The sequence below is a fragment of the Pseudoalteromonas sp. NZS100_1 genome, from assembly GCF_015864285.1.
Taxonomy (GTDB): domain Bacteria; phylum Pseudomonadota; class Gammaproteobacteria; order Enterobacterales; family Alteromonadaceae; genus Pseudoalteromonas; species Pseudoalteromonas arctica.
Genome location: NZ_JADYXN010000013.1, coordinates 88,740 through 111,068, shown reverse-complemented (window position 1 = coordinate 111,068; position 22,329 = coordinate 88,740). Strand labels below are relative to the sequence as shown.

Below are 22,329 nucleotides of genomic sequence, written 5' to 3'. Positions count from 1 at the left end.
ATATGGCGCTTACTAAAGCCGACATAGCTGAACACCTATTTGAAAAGCTCGGGATCAATAAAAAAGATGCCAAAGATTTAGTTGAAGCGTTTTTTGAAGAAATCCGCTCAGCGCTAGAAAAAGGCGAGCAGGTTAAGCTCTCTGGATTTGGTAACTTTGATCTTCGAGACAAAAAAGAAAGACCAGGCCGCAACCCGAAAACAGGCGAAGATATTCCTATTTCGGCACGTCGCGTGGTGACTTTTCGACCAGGTCAAAAGCTTAAAACCCGCGTAGAAGTGGGCACAAGCAAAGCAAAATAAAAAAAGGCAGCGTAAGCTGCCTTTTTATTTGCCTGAATAACCTAGTTATTAAATTATACCAACCTGCATAAATCTTTGATCAATTTAACGAATTAAATTGCACTATAACGTCGTTAAAAACGTTTTATTTACGACTGTATGGATGCAGGAGGTAGAGCAATGCAGGGAGCAATTGCCGAGAACAACTAGATACAAAAATTTTGCCTAGTTCTAGCGTAATTTCCTTAACGTTAAATAGACCCCATACATAAGCAGATTGGTATTAGGTTATTTTTGCGATTATAAATTAAAATTCTCGAGGCGATACAAAATCACCTGCCATTATTTGCTGAAATGTTTGCTCTGCAAGTACATCTAGGCCGTCTAAGCTTTTACCATTTGTTATTAATTGTTGCTCAATTTCAAACCCATCAATATTTTCAATCCCCGACATTTGCGCTACTTTAGAAAATATATAAGCGTGCTTAAATTTATCATGTTTATAAAAAAGACTAATAAGTGATGTATACACTTCAGGGTTAGGTACGTTATCTTTTTTATTAAGCTCTAAAGTTTTATAAAGCAAATCTATGGTTTTTTCATCATCAAATTTAATATAGTAAGATGCTAGAAAAAACTGCATTTCGGCACTTTGCGTTACACTTTTGTCATTTTCTATCGCCAATAATTTAGTCAGTGCACTTTGGTTATTATTTCGTGACCATTGGTAGTAGAGCAAACCGGGATGATTTGTATTTTGGGTATCTTGATATAACCGAGTCATTTCTTTAATGCTCGTTAATTGACCGTCAATACGTGACGTTTTTTTAGCTTTTAACTTAATATGCTCTATTTTGGCAGCCACAGTTATGCATTGGTTATAAGATTCAAAGCCTTTTAGTAACTGGTACTTGTTCTCATCGGTTGGGTCTTTGTATTCTATGTAACGTTTAATAATTACATCAGAGCGTTCATCCTTGCAGTGACTGTCTTTGTTTAAGTCGCTACAAAAGCCAGGTGTTTCTTTACATACTTTTTCGAGTGTCAACGTCTCTTCACACCCTGTCAACGTAAGCAAACCCAATAGTACACTTGCTTTTTTAAGCATCCCTTAACCCCAAATGAATATTTACTTTGTTATTCTAACGCAATCATTTAACGCCTAACAGTAGAGAATAACTTCAGATTAAATTAGAATAGCCCAGCCTGAAGTGCATTACTCTCAAAATATAGTGCATTTTTAAAGGCTATCCGTTCAAAATGATAAACTTAGGTAAATAAAATGACCTCATCTCACGAGTTAGAATACACAAATAGTTGGCAAGAGCGCCAAGATTACGCAGAAAGCATGCAACCAATCATTGGTAAGCTTTACCGTAATCGTGGTATTGAAATCGCTGTATATGGCCGTCCTCTCGTAAATGCCAGTACTATCGATATTATCAAATCTCACAAAACCGTTGCTCAGTTTGAAGGCACTAAATTACGTTTACGCGAAAGCTTCCCATTTTTAGAAGCTATCAGCAAAATGGAATTAAACTCTGCACGCATTGATATTGGTAAACTTGCATACAGCTATTTGTTTACAGAAGCAGCTAAAGGCCGCTCAGTAGAAGAATTTGTAAAAGATGAACTTGCAGAAATAGCTGACTTACCAGCGAAAGAACCACGCGATGTTGTATTGTATGGTTTTGGTCGTATTGGTCGTTTACTAGCGCGTTTATTAATTGAAAAATCAGGTCCATATGCAGATTTACGTTTACGCGCTATTGTTGTGCGTGGCGGTAAAGATGGCGATCTAGAAAAGCGTGCTAGTTTACTGCGTCGTGATTCAATTCACGGTCCGTTCAATGGTTCAATCACTATTGATAAAGAGCGTAATGCAATTAAAGCTAACGGTAGCTACATTCAAGTTATTTACGCCAACTCTCCTAGCGAAGTTGATTACACTCAATACGGTATCGACAATGCATTAATTGTTGATAACACCGGTATTTGGAAAGACGAAGCAGGCCTTGGCCAGCATTTAGAGTGTAAAGGCGCTGCAAAAGTATTATTAACAGCTCCTGCAAAAGGTAATATCAAAAACATTGTATATGGTGTTAACAACAAATATATTTTACCTGAAGATAAAATTGTTTGTGCAGCAAGCTGTACAACTAATGCAATTACACCAACGCTTAAAGCATTAAACGATAAGTTTGGTATTAATAATGGTCATGTTGAAACTGTACACTCGTACACGAACGACCAAAACCTTATTGATAACTACCACAAAGCAGAGCGCCGTGGCCGTGCCGCAGCACTTAACATGGTAATTACTGAAACAGGTGCTGCAAAAGCAGTTTCAAAAGCATTACCAGAGCTTGAAGGCAAATTAACAGGTAACGCAATCCGCGTACCTACACCTAATGTGTCGCTAGCTATTTTGAACCTTAATTTAGCAACAAGCACATCAGTTGAAGAGCTAAACGCATTTTTACGCGATACAGCACTTCATTCAGACTTACGTGACCAAATTGATTACACCGCATCAACGGAAATTGTATCTACCGATTTAGTAGGTAGCCGTTACGCAGGTGTTGTTGATTCACAAGCAACGATTGTTGAAGATAACCGTATTGTTTTATATGTATGGTACGACAATGAATTTGGTTACAGCTGCCAAGTAGTTCGTTGTATGCGCGATATGGCCGAAGTGTCATTCCCAAGCTTACCTCGCTAATTTATTTGCAGTGACTTAAAAGCCAGCATGTTGCTGGCTTTTTTGGTCGTGTATTATTTTTAAAGCGTATGCCTTGTGATAGGCTTTAATTAAGAAAATGCACATTCGTTTTACTATTTACAAAATAATGTCAGTTCTGTGAATTAATAAGCAGATAAACTTATTCAACCTAAAGGTTTTTTCATGAAAATCAGCAGCAATTTCGACAGTGGTAATATCAAAGTTATTGAAGCCACCGATCCTTTAAATATTCAATTAGAAATTAATAAAGATCACCAGTCTGAATTTTATCAGTGGTTTCACTTTCGTCTTGAAACAACACCTTACCAATTGCATAAGTTAAATATTAATGAGCTTGATAAATCTGCTTACCCAGATGGTTGGGAAGGGTATCAAGCCGTTGCATCATATGACCGTCAAACATGGTTTCGTGTACCATCAAGCTATGAAAATGGCACATTAAGCTTTGAAATTGAACCAGAGTGCGGCAGCGTGTATTTTGCTTACTTTGCACCATACAGTTACGACCGCCATTTAGATTTATTGTCTTGGGCACAAAGCCAAGGCGCTTGCCAACTAATAACGCTCGGTGAAACACTAGATGGCCGCGATATGAGTGTGCTTAAAATTGGTGAGCCAAGTGAAGATAAGAAAAATATCTGGATCACAGCCCGTCAACATCCAGGTGAAACAATGGCGCAGTGGTATGTAGAAGGGCTATTGCACAAATTACTTGATGACGAAGACCCACACGCAGCTGCATTATTATCAAAAGCAGTATTTTACGTTGTACCAAATATGAATCCTGACGGCAGCGCACGCGGACATCTGCGTACTAATGCTAAAGGTGTTAACTTAAATCGTGAATGGCAAACACCAAGCATGGAAAATAGCCCTGAGGTTTACTTAGTGCTTAATAAAATGCGTGAAGCTGGCCTAGATATGCACCTTGATATACACGGTGATGAAGCTATCCCGTATAACTTTGTTGCAGGCAGTGAAGGTATTCCAAGTTACGATGCACGCCTTAAAGGCCTAGAAGATAGCTTTAAAGCAGCGCTTTTAACTATTACTCCAGAGTTTCAAGATGAACATGGCTATCCAAAAGATGAGCCCGGCCAAGCTAACCTTACAGTAGGCTCATCAGCTACAGCTGAAGAATTTAAAGCATTAACGTACACAATTGAAATGCCATTTAAAGATAACAACGATTTACCAGATCCAGATTACGGCTGGTCTGACCGTCGTTCATATCAGTTTGGTCAAGATACATTAGCGGCTATTGTTAATGTTGTTGATAATTTAAGATAAAACGTTTATTTGAAGGGTATCAATAGTTTTGATGCCCTTTTTACTTTTAGTAAACCCCCTTTTACAAAAAATAATAATCATATAGCAACTTCATTTCAAAACGTTTTTAACGTTTCTTCGCGGCGTATCATCACCGTATCGGTACAAATCAATCTACTTTCATTTAAATACAACTGACGTGGTGCATTACAATAGCTACGTAATTAGATATTTTGAAAATTAAGTGTTAACAAGGTTGGGGTACTTAAGTTAAGATTAATTAAATAATGAGTCGGGACGGGAAAGGTAAAACCTTATTTCGTGAAACTTATGTTGCGTAGTAGCTAAAGCTGAGTCTCGTAATTAAAAATAATAAATATAACTATAGAGGATATCCATGGAAGCTTTTGTAAGCGCTGTTAATGATGTTGTTTGGAGTAATGCACTCATCTATTTATGCCTAGGCGCAGGCTTGTTTTATTCAGTGTTAACTCGATTTGCTCAAGTTAGACATTTTAAAGAAATGTGTAAACTATTATTTAGTCCTAACACGTCAGATAAAGGTATCTCATCTTTTCAAGCCCTTGCAGTATCGTTATCTGGACGAGTAGGTGTAGGTAATATCGCAGGTGTTGCAGCAGCTATCGGTTTTGGTGGGCCAGGTGCTATTTTTTGGATGTGGGTTGTTGCTTTTCTAGGAGCAAGTACCGCATACGCAGAATCTACTTTAGGCCAAATTTATAAAACAGAAGAAAACGGGCAATATCGTGGTGGCCCAGCATATTATTTTGACCGTTGTTTAGGGCAAAAATGGCTAGCTGTGTTATTTGCTGTTTCGGCAATTATTGCCTGTGGTGTTTTTCTGCCCGGCGTACAAGCAAATGCGGTAGGTAATGCGTTTACCCAAGTATTTGGCGATGGAAATATGGTCACTACTAGCTTTGGTGACGTAGGCAGCTTTAAGTTAGTCGCATTGGCAATTATCCTTATTGTTTTAGCATTTATTATTTTTGGCGGTATAAAACGTATTGCTAACTTTACGCAAATTGTGGTGCCATTTATGGCGCTTGGTTACATAGTATTGGCACTAATCGTTGTATTTTTAAACTTAGATAAAGTGGGCGATATATTTTATTTAATTATTAGTGATGCATTTACCGCGCAGGCCGGTTTTGGTGCTGCTATTGGTTGGGGCGTCAAACGTGGTATATATTCTAATGAAGCAGGCCAAGGTACTGGGCCCCATGCAGCAGCTGCTGCAGAAGTAGACCATCCTGCTCAACAGGGGTTAGTACAAGCTTTCTCTGTTTATGTTGATACCATCTTTGTGTGTACAGCAACAGCGTTGATGATTTTAATAACGCAGCAATACAATGTTGTGGGTGAGTTACCAGCAGGACAGTTTATTGTACAAAATGTTGATGCAGCCACTGAAGTAGGCTCAGCAGCCTTTACTCAAATGGCTTTATTTAGTGTATTTGGCAGTTTTGGACAAGCATTTGTGGGTATTGCATTGTTCTTCTTTGCCTTTACTACAATACTTGCTTATTACTTTATTGCAGAAACTAATATTGCTTACTTAAATCGTTATTTTAAAGGCAGTATTCCGCTTGTTATCGTGAAATTTGTGATTATGTTTATGGTTGCATACGGCATGGTCAACAATTCAGGTTATATTTGGACTATTGGTGATATTGGCGTTGGCTTAATGGCTTGGATTAACATATTAGGTATTTTAGCTATTTTCTTCGTAGCTAAGCCTGCTTTATTATGTTTAAGTGATTATGAAGAACAGAAGAAAAAGGGCGGAAAAATCATATTTGACCCAGTTAAATTAGGCATTAAAAATGCCACTTTTTGGGAAAAACGCCTAGCAAAACAGTCAAAAGACGCTGAGTAATTAAACTTAGTGAGTAACTTGGATGTTTATCGTTTCTAAATCACTTATTGGTTTAAATTCAAAAAAGACAACGAGAAATAAAACAAGTACAATAAAGGCGCCGAAAGGCGCTTTTTTTATGCGTAGTATGGAGAGAAGTATGGCGATTATTCGTTGCCCAAAATGTGCAAAATCAATTTCAGATAAACATAAACAATGTCCGCATTGTGAAAGTAACATTGCAGAGCTAAACGACGAGCAAGTTTTACAGCTTCAACGCGAACAGCGAATTAAAAAAAAGCAGATGTTTCTAAATCACTCCTTTTTGGCGCTTATCTTATTTTTAGGTGGTTTTTTCTGTTTGTACTTTTTACAACCGCAAGAAGAAACGCTTCAGTGGTATGCTTATACTGCCGCAATTGGCGTAGGTTGTATTTGGTATATTATAAACCGTATTATTTTAGTGACTCTAAAAAAGAAAAAATGACATGAATATCGACAATCTTGTACAAAATATTACTCCCGAATTATTCGAACGCTTACAATACGGTGCTTCTACTGGCAAATGGCCAGACGGCACCGTTTTATCAGATGAGCAAAAGCAACAAACAGTGCAGTTGGTTATGTTGTATCAAGCAAAGGTGGCTCAATCTAATGAGCAATTTACGATTGGTGCTAATGGTGAAATGATCCAAAAGACAAAAGCTCAACTACAAAAAGAATTCAAATCAGACAACGAAATAGCTAGGTTTAGTGAACATGATCTTTAAGCACCTTTTTACACCGAAGTGGAAACACCCTAAGCAACAAGTACGTCTTGATGCTATCGAAAAATTAGACATTGAACGTGATGCAACCATATTAAACACGTTAGCACTTGAAGATAGCTCAGCTGAAATACGCCGCAAAGCACTACAAAAAGTAAACGATTTACCACTTTGGTGGAAAGCGTATAAACAAGATCAGGCATTAAAAGATATAGCAGAGCTGCAAATATCAAATGCTGTTTTAAATAGCGAAAGTGCACTAACACCGCAAATTAAAAATGAATATATTGAGCGCTTTGCGCCAGTAAAAACACTAGAAAAGTTAGCGTTTGCAGAAAAAGAGCTGCAAGTACGCGTTAAATTATTAAAACGTTTAGCAAATCCAAAACTAGTAGAAAAAGCATTTAAAGAAGGTAGCGAAGAGCTACAAACTCAATTAGTTGAACTTGTTATTACTCATCAATTAATTAAGCCATTAGTAAAACATGCAAAGGGTGGCGCAAAAACAGCACTTGAAACGCATATTGAAAATGAACGTCTAGCAATAGAAAAGCCACTTGAAGTAGAGGGTGCAACACGTATTATTTTAGCGAAGTTAAATGCTTTGCGTGAAAAAACAGACTTTGGTGTTGTTAATCCACAAGCGGGCGAGCTAATGGCTCAGTGGCAAGCACTTGAGCTTAAATGGTTAAGTGATGACCGTGTTAAGTTGCTTGATGAAAAATATACTTCGATTACCACTAAGTTAAATGCACACATTGAACAGCTACAAGCGGTACACGATAAAGAGCAGCAACAATTAGCGCAACAACAGCGCCAATTACTAGCACTTGCAACGCTTGAAGCGTTAAGCGAAGAAATTGAAAATGCCTTACAACTTGGTCTTGAAACGCCAGAGCAAATTCAACAAGATTGGCTTGATGCAAAAGTAGCGCAAGCTAAGCACGCTATTAGCGAAACAGAGCTTGCTAATAACACGCAATCAAAACTTGCTGTAAGTAAGTTAGAAAAGTTATTTACTCAAGTTGCTAAGCTACCTGAGCTAACCGCTGCCATTAAAGAGTACAAGCTCGCTTTTACAGCATTGTGTGAAATTAAACCAGCAGAAGACTTAGCGCAGTACGATGTTACTTTAACTGAGTTTAACAATGGCTTTAAAGCAGCGCGTAATCATTTAAATATATTAGATGGCGCACTGCAAAGTACGTTTAAAACACAGCTAAACACGCATAAAAAGCAATTTTTAGCACCAATGAATGAACTCGTTAAGCCGCTTGAAAAAAATCAAAGCCAAGCAAAACGCAAAGCACGTGATGTTAAACGCCTGATTGAAGAAGGTCGATTTAACGTTGCTTTTGGCGTATTTAAAGGGTTTGAAGAATTATTTAATACCCTTACTGAACAATACCAACAGCCGCTTGTAAACATAAAAGCAGAGCTTGAAGCGCAACTTGCAGACGCTAAAGATTGGCAAAAATACGCTGCTGCACCAAAGCGTGAAGCTTTATTAGAAGAAGTAAGCGCATTAGTAAGTGAAGAGTGTACTGACCCACAACAACGTGCTGAGCAGGTAAAAGCACTACGTAAACGTTGGAATGAGTTAGGTCGTTTAGATACAGACGAAGAGAAGCAACAAGGCACTCAGTTTGATGAAAAAATCGAGCTGTTATTTGCACCTTGTCGTAGTTACTTCGCAGAGCAAGAAGTACAACGCGAAGCATCTAAAGCACAACGCGAAAGTATTATTAGCGATATGCATGCACTTCATTTACAGCCTACTGCTGAGGATGATTTTGATTGGAAGCAATATGAAAGCCAATACAATCGTTTAAACAAAGCGTGGCGCAGTGTAGGTAAAGTTGATCCTAAAACATACCGTACATTAAACGATCGTTATAAAAATGAGCAACAGCAAGTACTGGCTTTATTAAATGCATTTCATAAAAGTAATGCTGCACTTAAAAATGAGTTAGTAGAAAAAGCAGAGCAGTTGTCACAAAGTGATGATTTAGCCGCTGCATGCCAAGAGTTGAAGCAAATGCAGCAACAATGGCAAACCATTGGTTTTGCAGGTTTGAAAGCTGAAAATGCGTTATGGCAAAAATTTCGTCAATTTAACGATGAAACATTTACTAAGCGTAGTAGTGAGTTTGAACAGCAAAAACTTGAGCAAAACGAGTCAGATAAGCAAGCCGTTTCAGAACTTGCTGAGCTTGAAGCAGCACTTAGCGATGTAAATCAAAGAGCACAGTTGCACGACCTAGAAACAAAAGTGAAAGGGTATGCACAGTTTAGATCGTTAGCGCCAAAAGTGACTAAGCTACTAGCGGCCATTGAAGATAAACTTGCATTGCTTACAAGCAAATCAGAGCAAGCTAATTTAGATGCACTAATTACAGCACTTGAGAACAATGAAGCGTTACCAAGTCAGTACCAAGCACCGCTTAAAACAACATTAAATACTGAACAGCTTATTACGCGCATGGAAATACTAGCGAACGTAAGCTCAACTGATAAGTCACTTAGAATGGCAGAACAAGTAGCCATGTTAGATGACAAGCATCGTGGCGAACATGCTGATTTAAACTATTATTTAAAACAGTTACTAGCGCTCAGTGGCGGTTCAGTTGAACCTGACACACTAATGCGACTTAAAGCGATACTTGCAGCTTAATACACTAGGGCGTGTTGACCTTTCGTGGTTGAATTTGCAGCAGACTGTTTGGTATTTAGGCAAGGCAGAGTCTATGTAGTGTGGTTATTCCCCATAAATAGGCGATAACGCAGCATAAATGCCAAACATGCGCTGCCCTTTGGGTTCTTTCTAGGGACGATTAACTCTTTGTTGCTCGGTTTTGACTTAGCCCGCTAGGTTACAAACCTCACGCCGCGATTAAATCGACCCTAGATTGAACAAATTTCAATCCACAAAGGTCAACACGCCCTAGAACCAGTTTAATATATGCTGGTTACTATTTTAATAAGCCGCTTTAATAGCGGCTTTTTTATAAGCATCATTACTTCATTATAAATAAAAGGGTTCTCATGAGAATTTTAGTTATTATTGCAGCGTTATTTTTAACTGCCTGTAATACCACGCAAGGCATATCAGTATATTCATTTACTAACTCTGAGGTTGAGTCTGTACTTAGTAAACAATTACCAAAGTTAAGTGAGAAAGTAAGCTTAATGGGTTTGCCAGTTCAGTTTGATGTAAACGACTTAAGTGTGAATATTGGACCCGATAACCGCGATGTTGTTGTGCTTGGCGCAGATTCAAGCGCTGAAATTAACGCTTTTGCTTTAAAATACCCAGTACGTTTACAGCTTCAAATTGAAGGCAGCCCATTTTACGACAGTGAGAAAAATGCGGTGTTTTTACGTAATATTAAGTTACTTGATTCGAGTGTAGATGCCGGTGGTTTTAGCGGTAATTTAGGCGCACTTGATAGCCAAGCAATGGAAGTAATTAATGCCTTTTTAGCAGTAAATCCTGTTTATACATTAAATATGGACGATCCTAAAATGGTTTTATTAAGCAAGCTACCGCTTGATATACAAATTGTTGAAGGCGCAATTAAGCTAGTACCTAGTCTATAAGTAGATCGACCTACTTAAAATATACGTATTAATTAGCCTGACTTTCAGGCTAATTAGGTTTTAATATTATGGCGGCTCCTCGTACTGTTCCCACTTCTCGGCTTTCTCGCTTTGCAAAATTAGGCTCACTTGCCACAGGTGTTGCTACCAATATGTTAGTTGATGGCGCTAAGAGCGCGCTAACCGGTAAAGGTTGGGACAATAAAAGCTTGCTACTACAACCTAAAAATATTGAAAAGCTAGCCACACAGCTATCTCATTTACGTGGCGCTGCAATGAAGCTCGGGCAATTACTTTCAATGGATGCCGGTGACTTACTCAGTCCTGAATTAGCTCAATTACTTGCTTTGCTGCGCTCAGATGCCAACCCAATGCCTCATAAACAACTTGTAGAGGTATTAAAAGAGCAATGGGGAGATGACTGGCTAGCGCGTTTTTCTCATATTGAATTAAGACCTTTTGCTGCGGCTTCTATTGGGCAAGTACATTTAGCTTATAAGGAAAATGGTGAGCAACTGGCTGTTAAAATTCAATATCCTGGTATTGCAAAAAGTGTTGTGAGTGATGTCGACAATGTTATTTCGTTATTAACGATTTCTCGATTATTGCCAAAAGATCTTAATATTAAACCGCTTATTAGTGAAGCCAAAGCTCAGTTATTGGCCGAAGCTGATTATAAGAGGGAGGCTCAGTACTTAATACGTTATAAAAATGCATTAGCAACTAATCCCCATTTTAAAGTGCCTAACGTATATCCAGAGCATAGTACGCAGCAAGTACTTACCATGGAATATGTAAAGGCTGAGCCGATTGAGAGTATTATAGAGCTACCTAATAACCAAAAAAGCTTTGTTGCAGCACAACTAATTGATTTGTTTTTTAAAGAGATGTTTGATTTTAAACTCATTCAAACCGACCCTAACTTTGCCAACTTTCATTATCAGCTTGATACACAAAAAATTGTTTTATTTGATTTTGGTGCAACGCGAGAAATATCATCTGAGCTCAGCCGCGCTTATTTGGCCTTATTTAAAGCGGGCAGTGAAAACAACCGAGAAGGCCTACTTAGAGCGGCTTTACACATTGGTTATTTTAAAAATGACTTAGTTGATGAGTATAAAAACAACGTCATTGATTTATTCATAATGGCGTGCGAGCCACTGAGAGCAGAAGGGGAGTTTGATTTTAAAAATAGCGAACTAGCGCTCAAAATTAAAAATGCAGGGCTTGCTCTTAGTGGGCAATCTCAGCAATGGCATACACCGCCCGTTGATGCGCTATTTATTCACCGAAAACTTGCAGGACTTTACTTAATAGCCGCAAGGCTAGGTGCAAAAATAGATGTAAAAACGCTATTTCAGCACTATTTATAGCGTTTTAATTTACACGTAAGTGCATTTTAAGTAATGAGTGCACTTAATGTATAAAATTGCCATAATGCTCGCGATATTTCGCGAGGTGCATTTATGATAAAACAATTTTTAAACGATCCTAAATTATTGCTAAACGCAGTAGGTGAGGGCATATACGGTTTTGACCTGTCGGGTAATGCGGTGTTTGTTAATCCTGCCGCTGAGCGCATGACAGGTTGGTGCGCTGACGAACTATTAGGTAAAAAAATACACCAATATCATCACCATACTCATGCTGATGGCACACCTTATCCCGCTGATGAATGCCAAATATATTGCACCATGTTTGACGGCAAACGTCGTGAAGTTAAAAATGAAGTTTTTTGGCGTAAAGACGGCAGCTCATTTGCAGTGGAATACACCTCAACACCGGTTTATAAAAATGATGAGTTAATTGGTGCTGTAGCGGTATTTCGCGATATATCACTGCAACAACAAACACAAAATGCTTTGCAAGAGGCACTTGAGCAAGTAAATCATTTAAGTGAGCAGCTCAAAGATGAAAACAACTACTTAATTGCAGAACTTAACGAAGATTGGCAAGACTCAGGGCTAGTTGGACAAAGTCATATATTTCAAACCATGTTAGATCAAATAAAACTGGTAAGTGAAACCGACAGCACAGTGCTTATACTTGGCGAAAATGGCACGGGTAAAGAATTAGTAGCTCGTAATTTGTATCGACTAAGCAAGCGTAGCGAACAAGCCTTTATAAAAGTAAATTGCGCCGCATTTACCCCAAGTTTGCTAGAATCGGAACTTTTTGGCCATGAAAAAGGCGCGTTTACAGGTGCAAATGAACGCCGTAAAGGGCGTTTTGAACTTGCTGATAAAGGCACCTTGTTTTTAGATGAAATAGCAGAGCTTCCACTTGAGGCGCAAAGTAAATTACTGAGAGTCCTGCAAGAACAAGAGTTTGAACGTGTGGGTGGCAGCAATACGCTAAAAGTAAATATTAGAGTGATTGCAGCGACTAACCGCGACCTGTGGGAAATGGTACAAAAAGGCACGTTTAGAATTGATTTGTATTATCGGCTTAATGTATTTCCTATAAAAGTACCCGCCCTTAAAGATCGAAAAGAGGATATTCCTTATTTATGCGCTAATTTAATTGCGCAGATAAATAAACGACTGGGTAAACACTTAAAAGGACTAAGTAAAAAAGCAATTACACAGCTGCAAGCCTACAATTGGCCAGGCAATATTAGAGAGCTGCAAAATGTACTTGAACGCGAAGCTATTTTATCTAATCAGGCTGTACTACAGCTAAGTCAGCCTTTGCAAGCGGGTGGTGAAGTAGTTATTAACCCTTCACTTACGCTTGATGAGGCCCAAAAGCAGCATATAACCTCTGTTCTCGCGTTATCGCACTGGCAAATATCGGGTGATAAAGGGGCAGCAGTTAAATTGGGCTTACCTGAGAGTACACTACGCTCAAAAATGCGAAAGTTAGGGATTGCTAAAAATTCGTGATATATCGCGCAGCGCGTTTAATATCGCGAATTCTATTTTACTGCGTTGAAATAAACTGTTTAATATCAATGATATAAATAAAGTTTCAGCTTGGTCTGAAAGTTGCAAATACTTGCATAATACCCGTCATTATGAAGCAAGTACTATGAAGTTTGATATTAAAGAAGAAGACATGATCATTAAGCCCTATAACACCGAAGGGCCAATTTATATCCGCGAGCAAAAAGGATTTTTTCAGCGCATACGCCGTAATTTAGGTTGGCTGTTAATGCTAACTTTTATTGCAATACCGTGGATCCAATATAACGGACAACAAGCTGTGCTGCTTGATGTGGCAACGCAAACTTTTACTATTTTTGGTCTAACACTCCTTCCTCAAGATTTTATGATTTTAGCCCTGCTATTTATGGTGGGGGCTTTTGCATTATTTTTTGTAACTAACTGGCTTGGTCGGGTTTGGTGTGGTTATACGTGCCCGCAAACTATATGGATGCTCATGTTTTCGTGGGTAGAGCAACGCATAGAAGGCACTCGAAATCAGCGAATTAAATTAGATAAATCACAGTGGACGCTAAGCACTTGGCGCAAAAAAATAACTAAGCACAGTGCGTGGATTGTTATTTCAGTTTTAACCGCTACCTCGTTTATGGCATATTTTATTCCGGCAAAAAGTTTGTATATGGAAATGCTTACGTTTGAGTGGTCAGGTATAACGAGCTTTTGGGTGTTTTTATTTGCTTTTTGCACCTACGGTAATGCTGGGTTTTTACGCGAGAAAATGTGCACAATTGCTTGCCCTTATTCTCGTTTTCAGGCTGTTATGTTTGATAAAGATACGTTGCTTGTTACATATGATAACGAGCGAGGTGAAAGCCGAGGACCACGTAAACGCAAAGCTGATCCAAAAGAGCTTAACTTAGGTGACTGTGTAGACTGTAACTTGTGTGTAGAGGTATGCCCTGCAGGAATAGACATTCGAAATGGATTGCAATATGAATGTATAAACTGTGGCTTATGTATTGATGCCTGCGACGATACCATGGATAAATTTGGTTACGAAAAAGGCTTAATTAAATACGCGAGTGAAAAACAAATGGAAGGGGGGAAAACCAATCCATTTAGGTTAAAACTAGTAGGATATGGCGCATTAACGGCTTTGTTAATAATATCGATGTTTGCATGGATGCTGCAACGTACTCCAATAGAAGCCTCGGTACTACGCGACAGAAATGCGCTCTACAGAGTGAACTACGAAGGCTTAGTAGAAAACCCTTACACACTTACTATTATTAATAAAACCCAACAAGCACTGCATTACAGCATCGCTATAGAGGGTTTACCTGGTGCAATACTCTCAAGCCCACGCTCTACACTTGTTCAACCGGGTGTTATGAAAAGCGTACCAGTGACCGTAACAGCCGATGGCTACGACATTGAACGAAAAGTAACTAAACTTAAATTTATAGTAACAGCGCAAGAAGATGCCAGCATCACTATAACCAAAGACAGCCAGTTTTATAAAAACTAAGATTGGTAAAGTTTCATAAAAAATGCCCAAGTAGATATTCTCCTTGGGCATTTTTTATATGCAGTTTTTATTGCGTGTTTGTACTTATATATTTCAGTGCGCTTGTTATAACGGCGACTTGTGCCAAAATACATTCTTCATCTGTTGCAGTTGGGCTATCTGGGTACACTTCTGTAGTAGTTACATAGGGTGCATCAGTAAAGCCCATACATAAACCTAACTCTCGAGCTGCATAGTTAATCACACCAAATTGCTCTTGAGGTACGCCTATTAGCTGGTTGTTTTCATCGCTCGGTGCAATATGAGTGACTTTTGCAACGCTTTCTATAATGACTTTTTGAAACTCCGGCTCAGGCTTTTTGGTATCTGCAACTAAATAAAACCCATCAGGTATGTTCCAGTTATTGTTAGTAGTGCCTTCACGCGCAGCAAGTGCGGGTCTAAATTCACTGTTATCGCTGTCAGTTGTTTCGTGTAAATCAATATGAGCGACTAAGTCTACATCGAGTGATTTTACAAACGCCATAATAGCGGCTGACTCTTGAGCTGGGCTGCCCTCGTAAAATGAGCGGTTAGGATCAATGGCGTCTGGGTTCCAGCGGTTTATAGTTTCATATCCCCAAGGGCTAATGCAGGGTGCAATTATAATATTAAACTGTTCGCAATATTGCATAGCCGATGTTTTAGCAAACCTAAGTGCGCCATGTACGCCACTGGTTTCATAGCCATGTACACCACCGGTGATTAAAACAGTTGGTTTATTAGCATTAAAGTTAGGCGTTTTTAATATGTATAATGGGTAAGTGCCAGCGGCGTAATTAAGCTCGCCGTATTGCTCTATATCTAAGGTGTTTTTAAGATCATTAATTAGCGTTACGACTTCGTTTTGGTAACTGCGTTTAATGTTTTGGCGCGCTAACCACTGGGCTTTATCGTTGTTATTCCATTTTTTGCCAGGTGTGCCAATAGGGTATGTGCTGTTAGTCATAATAAACCTTTATATCAATTGTTATTAGCTCTCCTGTAAATAAGGAGGTCAACTACAATTGGTAGAGTTACTTAATAAAGGCGTAGCTTAACGCTGAGTAAATTAGCGTGCAAATTAAAACGTTAAAGTCATATTTTTTATAGCGCGCGATTGCTGGGATTTAATATAGCTTTGGTTAGCGTATTCACCCGAAATACTACCGAATCGATCGCGTTTTACACTAATTGTTAAATCACACGTTTTACTTTGATCTACTTGCGAGCTGCTAAACATATCTAAACTTTGTAAATTTATTTCAAGGCGAGATGAATTAAGCGCAAAAAATGTTGACTGCAAAAGCGTTTCATTATTATTGGTAGTGCAACTACTGCTAAGTTCTACTTGGCTTGTACTGTTAGGATCAGTGCCATCTAATTGAACTGTAAGAGTACTATTAATACCAAAATTTTGACTGTTACTCGGGGTTAAAATAATAAAATTTAAAGGCAACTCCACGCTCGAATTAGCATTTATGCCATCATCCCGTTTAAATTTTATATCAAACTGTTGGTTATCGTCAGTGGCATTTATATACGCTTGGTAATCAACGTCTAAAAAGTCGGTATCTTTTGTAAGTACAATAGCAGTGCTATTAACAACAGCTTGTAATGAGTCGCTATCGCTTAAAACAATGTTAGAGCCATTAGCATCGCCTGCATTTAGTTCTGCGTTAACACGCGTGCGGTTACCGTCAGAAACTAGTTCAAAACCTGCCCAAATACCTTGTGTTTTTACTAAATCCGACTCTGTTTCTGACGTGCAAGCGCATAATGCTAAAATTAAAGCCGTTGTGGTAATGCATTTTTTAAGCATGTTAGCTCCTTTAAACCACTTAATTAGGCTGTAAATAATTGTTTAATTGGGGATATACCTAACAATTATATGAAGTGTAAGTTTGTATATGTGCATTGTTACACAACAAGCTATCTATAAATGTTTAAATTTGTTAACGGGTGTAAATAAAACATTAATCACCAGGTTTAAAAACTAACTTACCAATTAAATTGTTTACTAAGTAAGCATCGATTTAGCGCTAAATGTATTATAAAAGAGTATGTTACAATTAAGGTAAAGCATATCTTCATATTGAGTATTATGGCGCAGTATATTGCTACTCCAAGTTGGCTAGGCCGTTTTTTTACCCGTATTAAACACGTAACTATTGAACAAGAGCGCCTTGTTGTGCATTTTAGACGTGCTCCCGCGCGGACATTTTTAATTAAAGACTTTTATAATTACTCAATACTTAAAAACCGTTTATTTAGCGCCAAAATTAATTTGTGCGACAGTAGCAATACATCAATTAGCTTTTTAAACAAAGCACAAGCGAACACCTTAAATACTGCCCTTAACACGCGGTTTTCAGTCCTGCTTGAGCAAAAGGTAAATAACGCAAAGATTTCGCTCAAGCGTTATGCTTTAGATGAGTTTTTACGTGATAGTTCCATAAAAACACTTAATAATGATGTGTTTTTGCTTACCAAGCAGTACGCTAAAAGTACAAGTGTGTGGCAACAACACTTATCGCAAAGTAGTATTAAATTTTTAAATATACTGAGCACTACACCCAATACTCACGATGCAATTGCACAGTTGCGCCATAAATATGAAAAAAAACAACTAACTCTTAAAAATGACTTTTTTAATCAAGTAGAGTCAAATCCATTAACAACAGAGCAGCGCTTAGCGGTAATACGCGATAACGATAAAAATTTAGTATTAGCGGCAGCAGGCACAGGTAAAACATCTGTGATGGTAGCAAAGTCTTTAGATTTAATAGCATGCAATATTGCCAAGCCTGAGCAAATTTTAGTGCTGGCCTATAATAAAACAGCAGCAAATGAGCTTAAAGAGCGCTTTATTAAACGCGCCACGCATGCAAAATTGCATACCAAAGCACCCACTATTTTAACGTTTCATGCGCTTGGGCTTAAATTACTACAAAGTGCTAAAAAGCCAATCGAGTTGTCAAAATTTGCAACTGACCCAGTTCAATTAAATAGTTGGTTAACTGGGTGGGTAAGTAAAAAAATACAAACCGAGCCACAGTTTTTAAAAGCATTTGTAGATTTACTCCATGAGCCGATTGATATATTTAGCTTTAAAGATAATGCACAGTACGAGCGGTACGTACGCGATAACGAATACCGTAGCCTTGCGGGTCATAAAGTAAAAAGTTATCAGGAAGTGCTTATTTCAAACTGGCTACATTTGAATTGCGTACCGCACAGTTATGAGGTGAATTATCACTTTAGCCAAGGCGCAGAGCTAAGTGGGCAATACCAACCAGACTTTTATATACCTCAATATGATATTTACCTAGAGCACTTTGGCATTGATAGGCAAGGGAATACACGTGCTGATATAGATAAAAAACACTATAATGAGCAAGTTGCATTTAAGCGAAAACTGCATAAACAAAATGGCACCACCTTACTCGAGACCTTTCATTACAACTGGGTAGAAGGAAAGCTAGAGCAAACCCTCGCAAAGCAATTAAAGCAGCATAATGTTGAATTAACACCTTTAAGTAACGACGAAATATTTCATACTTTAAATAACTCAGGGCAGTTACAGCAAGGCATTGATAAGTACATAAAATGTTTACAAGCTATTCGAGTGGAGCAACTAAATAATAAGCAAATAGCACAGCGCATTAAGCAAAGTGGTATTAAAAATTACCAGCAATATGCAAACTTGTTAGTGCAAATTCATGATGCTTATATAAATGAACTAAACGCGCAAAGTGCCATTGATTTTGACGACATGATTATTCAAGCAACAAAGGCGATAGTAAGCGGAGATTTTAATATTGTGTGGAGCCACATTTTAGTTGATGAGTTTCAAGACATATCAAGCGCGCGTATGGCTTTCATAAATGCCATATTAAAACATGGTAACGGAATACGCTTTACTGCTGTTGGTGATGACTGGCAAGCAATTTATCGGTTCTCGGGTGGTAATTTAGCGCTTACTACACGCTTTAATGAATTAGTGGGCAGCCACTCACTTACTATGTTGCAAAAAACATTTAGATATAACAATAGTATTAGTGATGTAGCAGGGCGTTTTGTAATGCAAAACCCTGAGCAATATAAAAAGCAGATCAGCACACATACACAAGTAACCACACCACAAGTTATTTTATTAGACGATTTATACCAAGGTACTAAATCGATAGAAATAAAAGTGCAGCAGAGCATAAGCACTATTCAAAAAAATGATGCATCAGCGAGCATTGCCATACTTAGTCGATATAGATACATGTTAAATAGCGTGCAGCAGCATTTAAAAGATAAAAAGCATACAAACTCTCTTTATTTTTGGACATTGCATAGTGCCAAAGGGCTTGAAGCCGATTACTGTATTATTATTGGTTTTGAACAAGGTAAATTAGGGTTTCCTAGCGATAATCAAAATAATGTGCTGGTGGAGGCGTTATTACCAGAGCAAGATGAATTCACTCACTCAGAGGAAAGGCGTTTGCTTTATGTAGGTATTACGCGCGCTAAACATAAAGCGTATTTAATTGCAGACCCTTATGCATGCTCAGCGTTTGTAAAAGAACTAGTAGATGACAATTATCCCATTCAAATCGCTTCAACGTTGTTTAATAAGTCGCAACTAAAGCAAAGAGAGTGTAGTACGTGCAGCGACGGTTTAATTGTGCCAAAAACGGGTCAATATGGTGATTATTATAGTTGTACTAATACGCAAATTTGCGAAACTAAATTACGAGTGTGTAAAAGCTGTAGTAGCCCATCGATTGATAAAAACACGTACTCACAATGTGTGAATACAGAGTGTAAAACGCAGCACCCAATTTGTGAAAAGTGTGGTCGCGAAATGCGTAAACGCAAATCTAAGCACGGTGAATTTTTAGGGTGCAGCGGTTTCGCTCTTAAAGAAGATAACTGTAAAAACACTCGAAAAATGAATGTTTAACGGCTAACAAGTAGGTTTACACTTGTCTATTTTATAGAACTATGTAAATAGAAATTACATTCATTAGATTGATTTTAACAAGCTATCAATGTCTAATAGAAGAATGAGCTTTAACTGTTGTTTATTATGCATTTTTTCAATAGATTCTTTTTATTAAATGACCATTATTCAGCCCCTGGTCAGGTTGCTAATTGGCGAATAAGTGCACTGCGCATTATTCTATCATTAGTAATGGTGTTATGTTTTGCTGTGGCGTGCCACACGTACACAAGCGCTATTGAATTTAACTTAATTTATATTGTTGTATTAACAAGCAGCTTTCTTGCTACTGCATGTGGTTTACTTATAGCAAGTAAGCGTTTCTATCACTTTAGCGCTCATGCACTTTTAATAGCCATTGTAGCTGCTAGCGTGTCAATGAACTTATTTTTAACAGACCTAGAGCTTGCTAAAGTGGGCTCTATGTATATGTATTCTTGCCCGATAATCGCACTTATGCTACTTGGTTATAGAACAGCCCTTGCTTATGGCGTATTAAATATTGCGCCGTTTTATATGATCATCAATAACGTTGATGTCTCGGGTTTAACCGGCATAGCTCAACAACTTCCCGACGCGGACTTATACATTACAGGGCTTATATTTTTATTTTTTAACATATGTATTCCCCTTGCTGTAGCACGCACAATTGTGGCTGCTAAGCGTTTAAACAAAACAATGATAAGCGCTAATACACACCTTAAAGACAAAAATGAGCTTTATCGAAGCTTATTCACCGAATCAAATAAAGCCAAAATTATTGTTGACGAAAACCTTGTCATTACTGATTTTAATCAACATGCTATTGATATGTTTGGTATAAAAAAAGAATTAAAAGAAGAATGCGTTAACCTCTCTCATTTATTTCCTACTTTATCTTTTGACGATCCAAATGCGCAAAATAAAATTGTGAAGTACAAAAAAAGCTATTTTAAAGCCAGTTATCAGCAAATAACAATGAGCACAAACTACCGTGTATACGACTTTTACGATTGCACGCAAGAGCAGCTCATTAAACAAAATTTATCGATGATGGAACAAGAAAACAAACGATTACGCTTTAGAGACTCGCGAACAAGGCTACCTAATAGAGAATGGTTTGAACTGCAATGCGATAGGCTAACAAGTAAGTACCAAAAAGGTTTTTATATTGTTGTTGCGCAAAGTGCAAATAGTGAATACTTAAATTTAAAGCTCACTAAAGCCGACTCTCAAGCCTTACTGATTAACGCATACAAGCGTTTAAAAGCGATGCCAGATGAGCCGCTGTTGTGTGCTCATATAGGAGTCGGAAAGCTCGCTTTTATAATTGTGGCAAACTCGCAAAACGAGCTTGAAGATAAGCTATTAATACAAATAAAAAATACATTAGATAAAAAATATAATGTGTTTGGTACTAAGTGTCAGCAATCATTTTTATTTGGTTTTGCAAAGTATCCTGATCATGGAAAAAACAGCGCAACAGTACTTAGCAATGCATGCGAAGCACTTAAACTAGCAAATTGTAATATGGCCCTTAGTGGTTATAACAAAAAACAATCACAAGCTTTTATCGAAAAATACGAAATTTCAATGTTATTAGATGAAGCGCTTCAGCAGGGCGATTTGTCGGTGCACTATCAACCTAAAGTAGATGCAACGGGTCAATGTATAGGGCTTGAAGCCTTAGCGCGTTGGAACAGTCCAATACTGGGTAATGTGTCGCCAGTGGTATTTATTCCTATTGCCGAAGAATACAGAATGGTTAGTCGGCTAACCGACCTGATTATTCAAAAGGTGTGCGCTCAAATTGCCGATTGGACTAAAGCGGGTTTACCGAGTGTGCCGGTGGCAATAAATATATCTCTAATTGATTTTAGCCAAACCGATTTTATGTCAAAACTAGTTAAATACCTTGCCGACTTTAACGTAAAGCCGCCTCAAATAGAGTTAGAACTGACTGAAACTTCCCTTGAGGCTAACCAAGCCCATTCGTTAAAGCTTATGCAAACACTGCAATCGTGGGGTTTTACTATTTCGGTCGATGATTTTGGGGTGGGATATTCTAATATTGCACGCCTTGCCGACTACCCAATTAACAAACTCAAGTTAGATCGCTCATTAATAAGCCAAGTAACGAGCTCAAAGCGTCAAAAAAGTTTAGTTAAGGCAGTACATGCTATGTGTAAAGAGCTTGATATTAAGTGTGTAGCTGAGGGGGTAGAAACCCAAGAACAAGTAGCAATAATGGCGCAAATGGGGTGTAAAGAATTTCAGGGCTATTACTTTGCTAAACCAATGCCAGCCGAAAGATTTGCAGAACATGTTAGCCGCCATGGCTTAGTGTTTAACCCTGAAGAAGTGACAGCTCAACTTTAAATGTA

Annotated in this window: 16 protein-coding genes; 13 read left to right on the top strand and 3 right to left on the bottom strand. The window is 38.1% G+C overall.

The features are described from left to right. Positions 1 to 2: 2 nt before the first annotated feature. Positions 3 to 302: an integration host factor subunit alpha gene (gene ihfA, locus I6F66_RS10910; protein WP_002960690.1), complete on the top strand. Its 300-nt coding sequence runs from the start codon at positions 3 to 5 to the stop codon at positions 300 to 302. A 286-nt stretch (positions 303 to 588) separates the two neighbouring features. Here ihfA and I6F66_RS10905 read toward each other — a convergent pair whose 3' ends face one another. Then, positions 589 to 1,389 (bottom strand): DUF2989 domain-containing protein, encoded by an 801-nt coding sequence (locus I6F66_RS10905; RefSeq protein ID WP_165728873.1) that lies wholly within the window; start codon positions 1,387 to 1,389, stop codon positions 589 to 591. A 174-nt stretch (positions 1,390 to 1,563) separates the two neighbouring features. On the opposite strand from I6F66_RS10905, the gene I6F66_RS10900 reads away from it, so the two are divergent. From I6F66_RS10900 to ccoG, 10 genes are all read left to right on the top strand, one after another. Further along, positions 1,564 to 3,006, top strand: coding sequence for a glyceraldehyde-3-phosphate dehydrogenase (locus I6F66_RS10900; RefSeq protein ID WP_197209264.1), 1,443 nt, complete (start codon positions 1,564 to 1,566; stop codon positions 3,004 to 3,006). Positions 3,007 to 3,189: 183 nt separating this feature from the next. Next, positions 3,190 to 4,317 (top strand): M14-type cytosolic carboxypeptidase, encoded by a 1,128-nt coding sequence (locus I6F66_RS10895; protein ID WP_010554015.1) that lies wholly within the window; start codon positions 3,190 to 3,192, stop codon positions 4,315 to 4,317. A gap of 376 nt (positions 4,318 to 4,693) precedes the next feature. Further along, positions 4,694 to 6,196, top strand: a complete 1,503-nt coding sequence (locus I6F66_RS10890; RefSeq protein WP_197119429.1) for a sodium:alanine symporter family protein — start codon at positions 4,694 to 4,696, stop codon at positions 6,194 to 6,196. A gap of 139 nt (positions 6,197 to 6,335) precedes the next feature. Continuing rightward, positions 6,336 to 6,662 carry a hypothetical protein gene (locus I6F66_RS10885; RefSeq protein ID WP_024593065.1) on the top strand — a complete coding sequence of 109 codons (327 nt, stop codon included), beginning with the start codon at positions 6,336 to 6,338 and terminating at the stop codon, positions 6,660 to 6,662. A gap of 1 nt (position 6,663) precedes the next feature. Continuing rightward, positions 6,664 to 6,945, top strand: a complete 282-nt coding sequence (locus tag I6F66_RS10880; protein WP_007378333.1) for a YeaC family protein — start codon at positions 6,664 to 6,666, stop codon at positions 6,943 to 6,945. Beyond that, a complete protein-coding gene (locus I6F66_RS10875; RefSeq protein WP_197119430.1) occupies positions 6,935 to 9,616 on the top strand; it encodes a DUF349 domain-containing protein in 2,682 nt (893 codons plus the stop codon). Before I6F66_RS10880 ends, I6F66_RS10875 begins: the two co-directional genes overlap by 11 nt. A gap of 371 nt (positions 9,617 to 9,987) precedes the next feature. Continuing rightward, positions 9,988 to 10,542, top strand: coding sequence for a DUF1439 domain-containing protein (locus I6F66_RS10870; protein ID WP_197119431.1), 555 nt, complete (start codon positions 9,988 to 9,990; stop codon positions 10,540 to 10,542). A 68-nt stretch (positions 10,543 to 10,610) separates the two neighbouring features. Continuing rightward, the gene (locus tag I6F66_RS10865; RefSeq protein ID WP_024593062.1) at positions 10,611 to 11,915 is read left to right on the top strand and encodes an AarF/ABC1/UbiB kinase family protein; all 1,305 of its coding nucleotides are present in this window, start codon (positions 10,611 to 10,613) and stop codon (positions 11,913 to 11,915) included. A gap of 93 nt (positions 11,916 to 12,008) precedes the next feature. Next, on the top strand, positions 12,009 to 13,427 hold the full coding sequence (locus I6F66_RS10860; protein WP_024593061.1) for a sigma-54-dependent Fis family transcriptional regulator: 1,419 nt from the start codon (positions 12,009 to 12,011) through the stop codon (positions 13,425 to 13,427). 145 nt (positions 13,428 to 13,572) lie between these two features. Continuing rightward, positions 13,573 to 14,955, top strand: a complete 1,383-nt coding sequence (gene ccoG / locus I6F66_RS10855; RefSeq protein WP_197119433.1) for a cytochrome c oxidase accessory protein CcoG — start codon at positions 13,573 to 13,575, stop codon at positions 14,953 to 14,955. A 67-nt stretch (positions 14,956 to 15,022) separates the two neighbouring features. Here ccoG and I6F66_RS10850 read toward each other — a convergent pair whose 3' ends face one another. Next, positions 15,023 to 15,943, bottom strand: coding sequence for a M14 family metallocarboxypeptidase (locus I6F66_RS10850; protein ID WP_197119434.1), 921 nt, complete (start codon positions 15,941 to 15,943; stop codon positions 15,023 to 15,025). A gap of 114 nt (positions 15,944 to 16,057) precedes the next feature. Next, positions 16,058 to 16,795: a hypothetical protein gene (locus I6F66_RS10845; RefSeq protein ID WP_024593058.1), complete on the bottom strand. Its 738-nt coding sequence runs from the start codon at positions 16,793 to 16,795 to the stop codon at positions 16,058 to 16,060. A gap of 282 nt (positions 16,796 to 17,077) precedes the next feature. Between I6F66_RS10845 and I6F66_RS10840 the strand changes: the two genes are divergently transcribed. After that, entirely contained in the window at positions 17,078 to 19,927 is a 2,850-nt protein-coding gene (locus tag I6F66_RS10840) for a UvrD-helicase domain-containing protein (protein WP_197209263.1), read from the top strand. A gap of 126 nt (positions 19,928 to 20,053) precedes the next feature. Beyond that, positions 20,054 to 22,324, top strand: a complete 2,271-nt coding sequence (locus I6F66_RS10835; protein WP_197119436.1) for an EAL domain-containing protein — start codon at positions 20,054 to 20,056, stop codon at positions 22,322 to 22,324. The last annotated feature ends 5 nt before the right edge of the window (positions 22,325 to 22,329 follow it).

Bases quoted from the DNA above. Each gene is read 5' to 3' on its own strand.
- ihfA (WP_002960690.1), top strand. From the start codon at position 3: ATGGCGCTTACTAAAGCCGACATAGCTGAACACCTATTTGAAAAGCTC.
- I6F66_RS10905 (WP_165728873.1), bottom strand. From the start codon at position 1,389: ATGCTTAAAAAAGCAAGTGTACTATTGGGTTTGCTTACGTTGACAGGG.
- I6F66_RS10900 (WP_197209264.1), top strand. From the start codon at position 1,564: ATGACCTCATCTCACGAGTTAGAATACACAAATAGTTGGCAAGAGCGC.
- I6F66_RS10895 (WP_010554015.1), top strand. From the start codon at position 3,190: ATGAAAATCAGCAGCAATTTCGACAGTGGTAATATCAAAGTTATTGAA.
- I6F66_RS10890 (WP_197119429.1), top strand. From the start codon at position 4,694: ATGGAAGCTTTTGTAAGCGCTGTTAATGATGTTGTTTGGAGTAATGCA.
- I6F66_RS10885 (WP_024593065.1), top strand. From the start codon at position 6,336: ATGGCGATTATTCGTTGCCCAAAATGTGCAAAATCAATTTCAGATAAA.
- I6F66_RS10880 (WP_007378333.1), top strand. From the start codon at position 6,664: ATGAATATCGACAATCTTGTACAAAATATTACTCCCGAATTATTCGAA.
- I6F66_RS10875 (WP_197119430.1), top strand. From the start codon at position 6,935: ATGATCTTTAAGCACCTTTTTACACCGAAGTGGAAACACCCTAAGCAA.
- I6F66_RS10870 (WP_197119431.1), top strand. From the start codon at position 9,988: ATGAGAATTTTAGTTATTATTGCAGCGTTATTTTTAACTGCCTGTAAT.
- I6F66_RS10865 (WP_024593062.1), top strand. From the start codon at position 10,611: ATGGCGGCTCCTCGTACTGTTCCCACTTCTCGGCTTTCTCGCTTTGCA.
- I6F66_RS10860 (WP_024593061.1), top strand. From the start codon at position 12,009: ATGATAAAACAATTTTTAAACGATCCTAAATTATTGCTAAACGCAGTA.
- ccoG (WP_197119433.1), top strand. From the start codon at position 13,573: ATGAAGTTTGATATTAAAGAAGAAGACATGATCATTAAGCCCTATAAC.
- I6F66_RS10850 (WP_197119434.1), bottom strand. From the start codon at position 15,943: ATGACTAACAGCACATACCCTATTGGCACACCTGGCAAAAAATGGAAT.
- I6F66_RS10845 (WP_024593058.1), bottom strand. From the start codon at position 16,795: ATGCTTAAAAAATGCATTACCACAACGGCTTTAATTTTAGCATTATGC.
- I6F66_RS10840 (WP_197209263.1), top strand. From the start codon at position 17,078: ATGGCGCAGTATATTGCTACTCCAAGTTGGCTAGGCCGTTTTTTTACC.
- I6F66_RS10835 (WP_197119436.1), top strand. From the start codon at position 20,054: ATGCATTTTTTCAATAGATTCTTTTTATTAAATGACCATTATTCAGCC.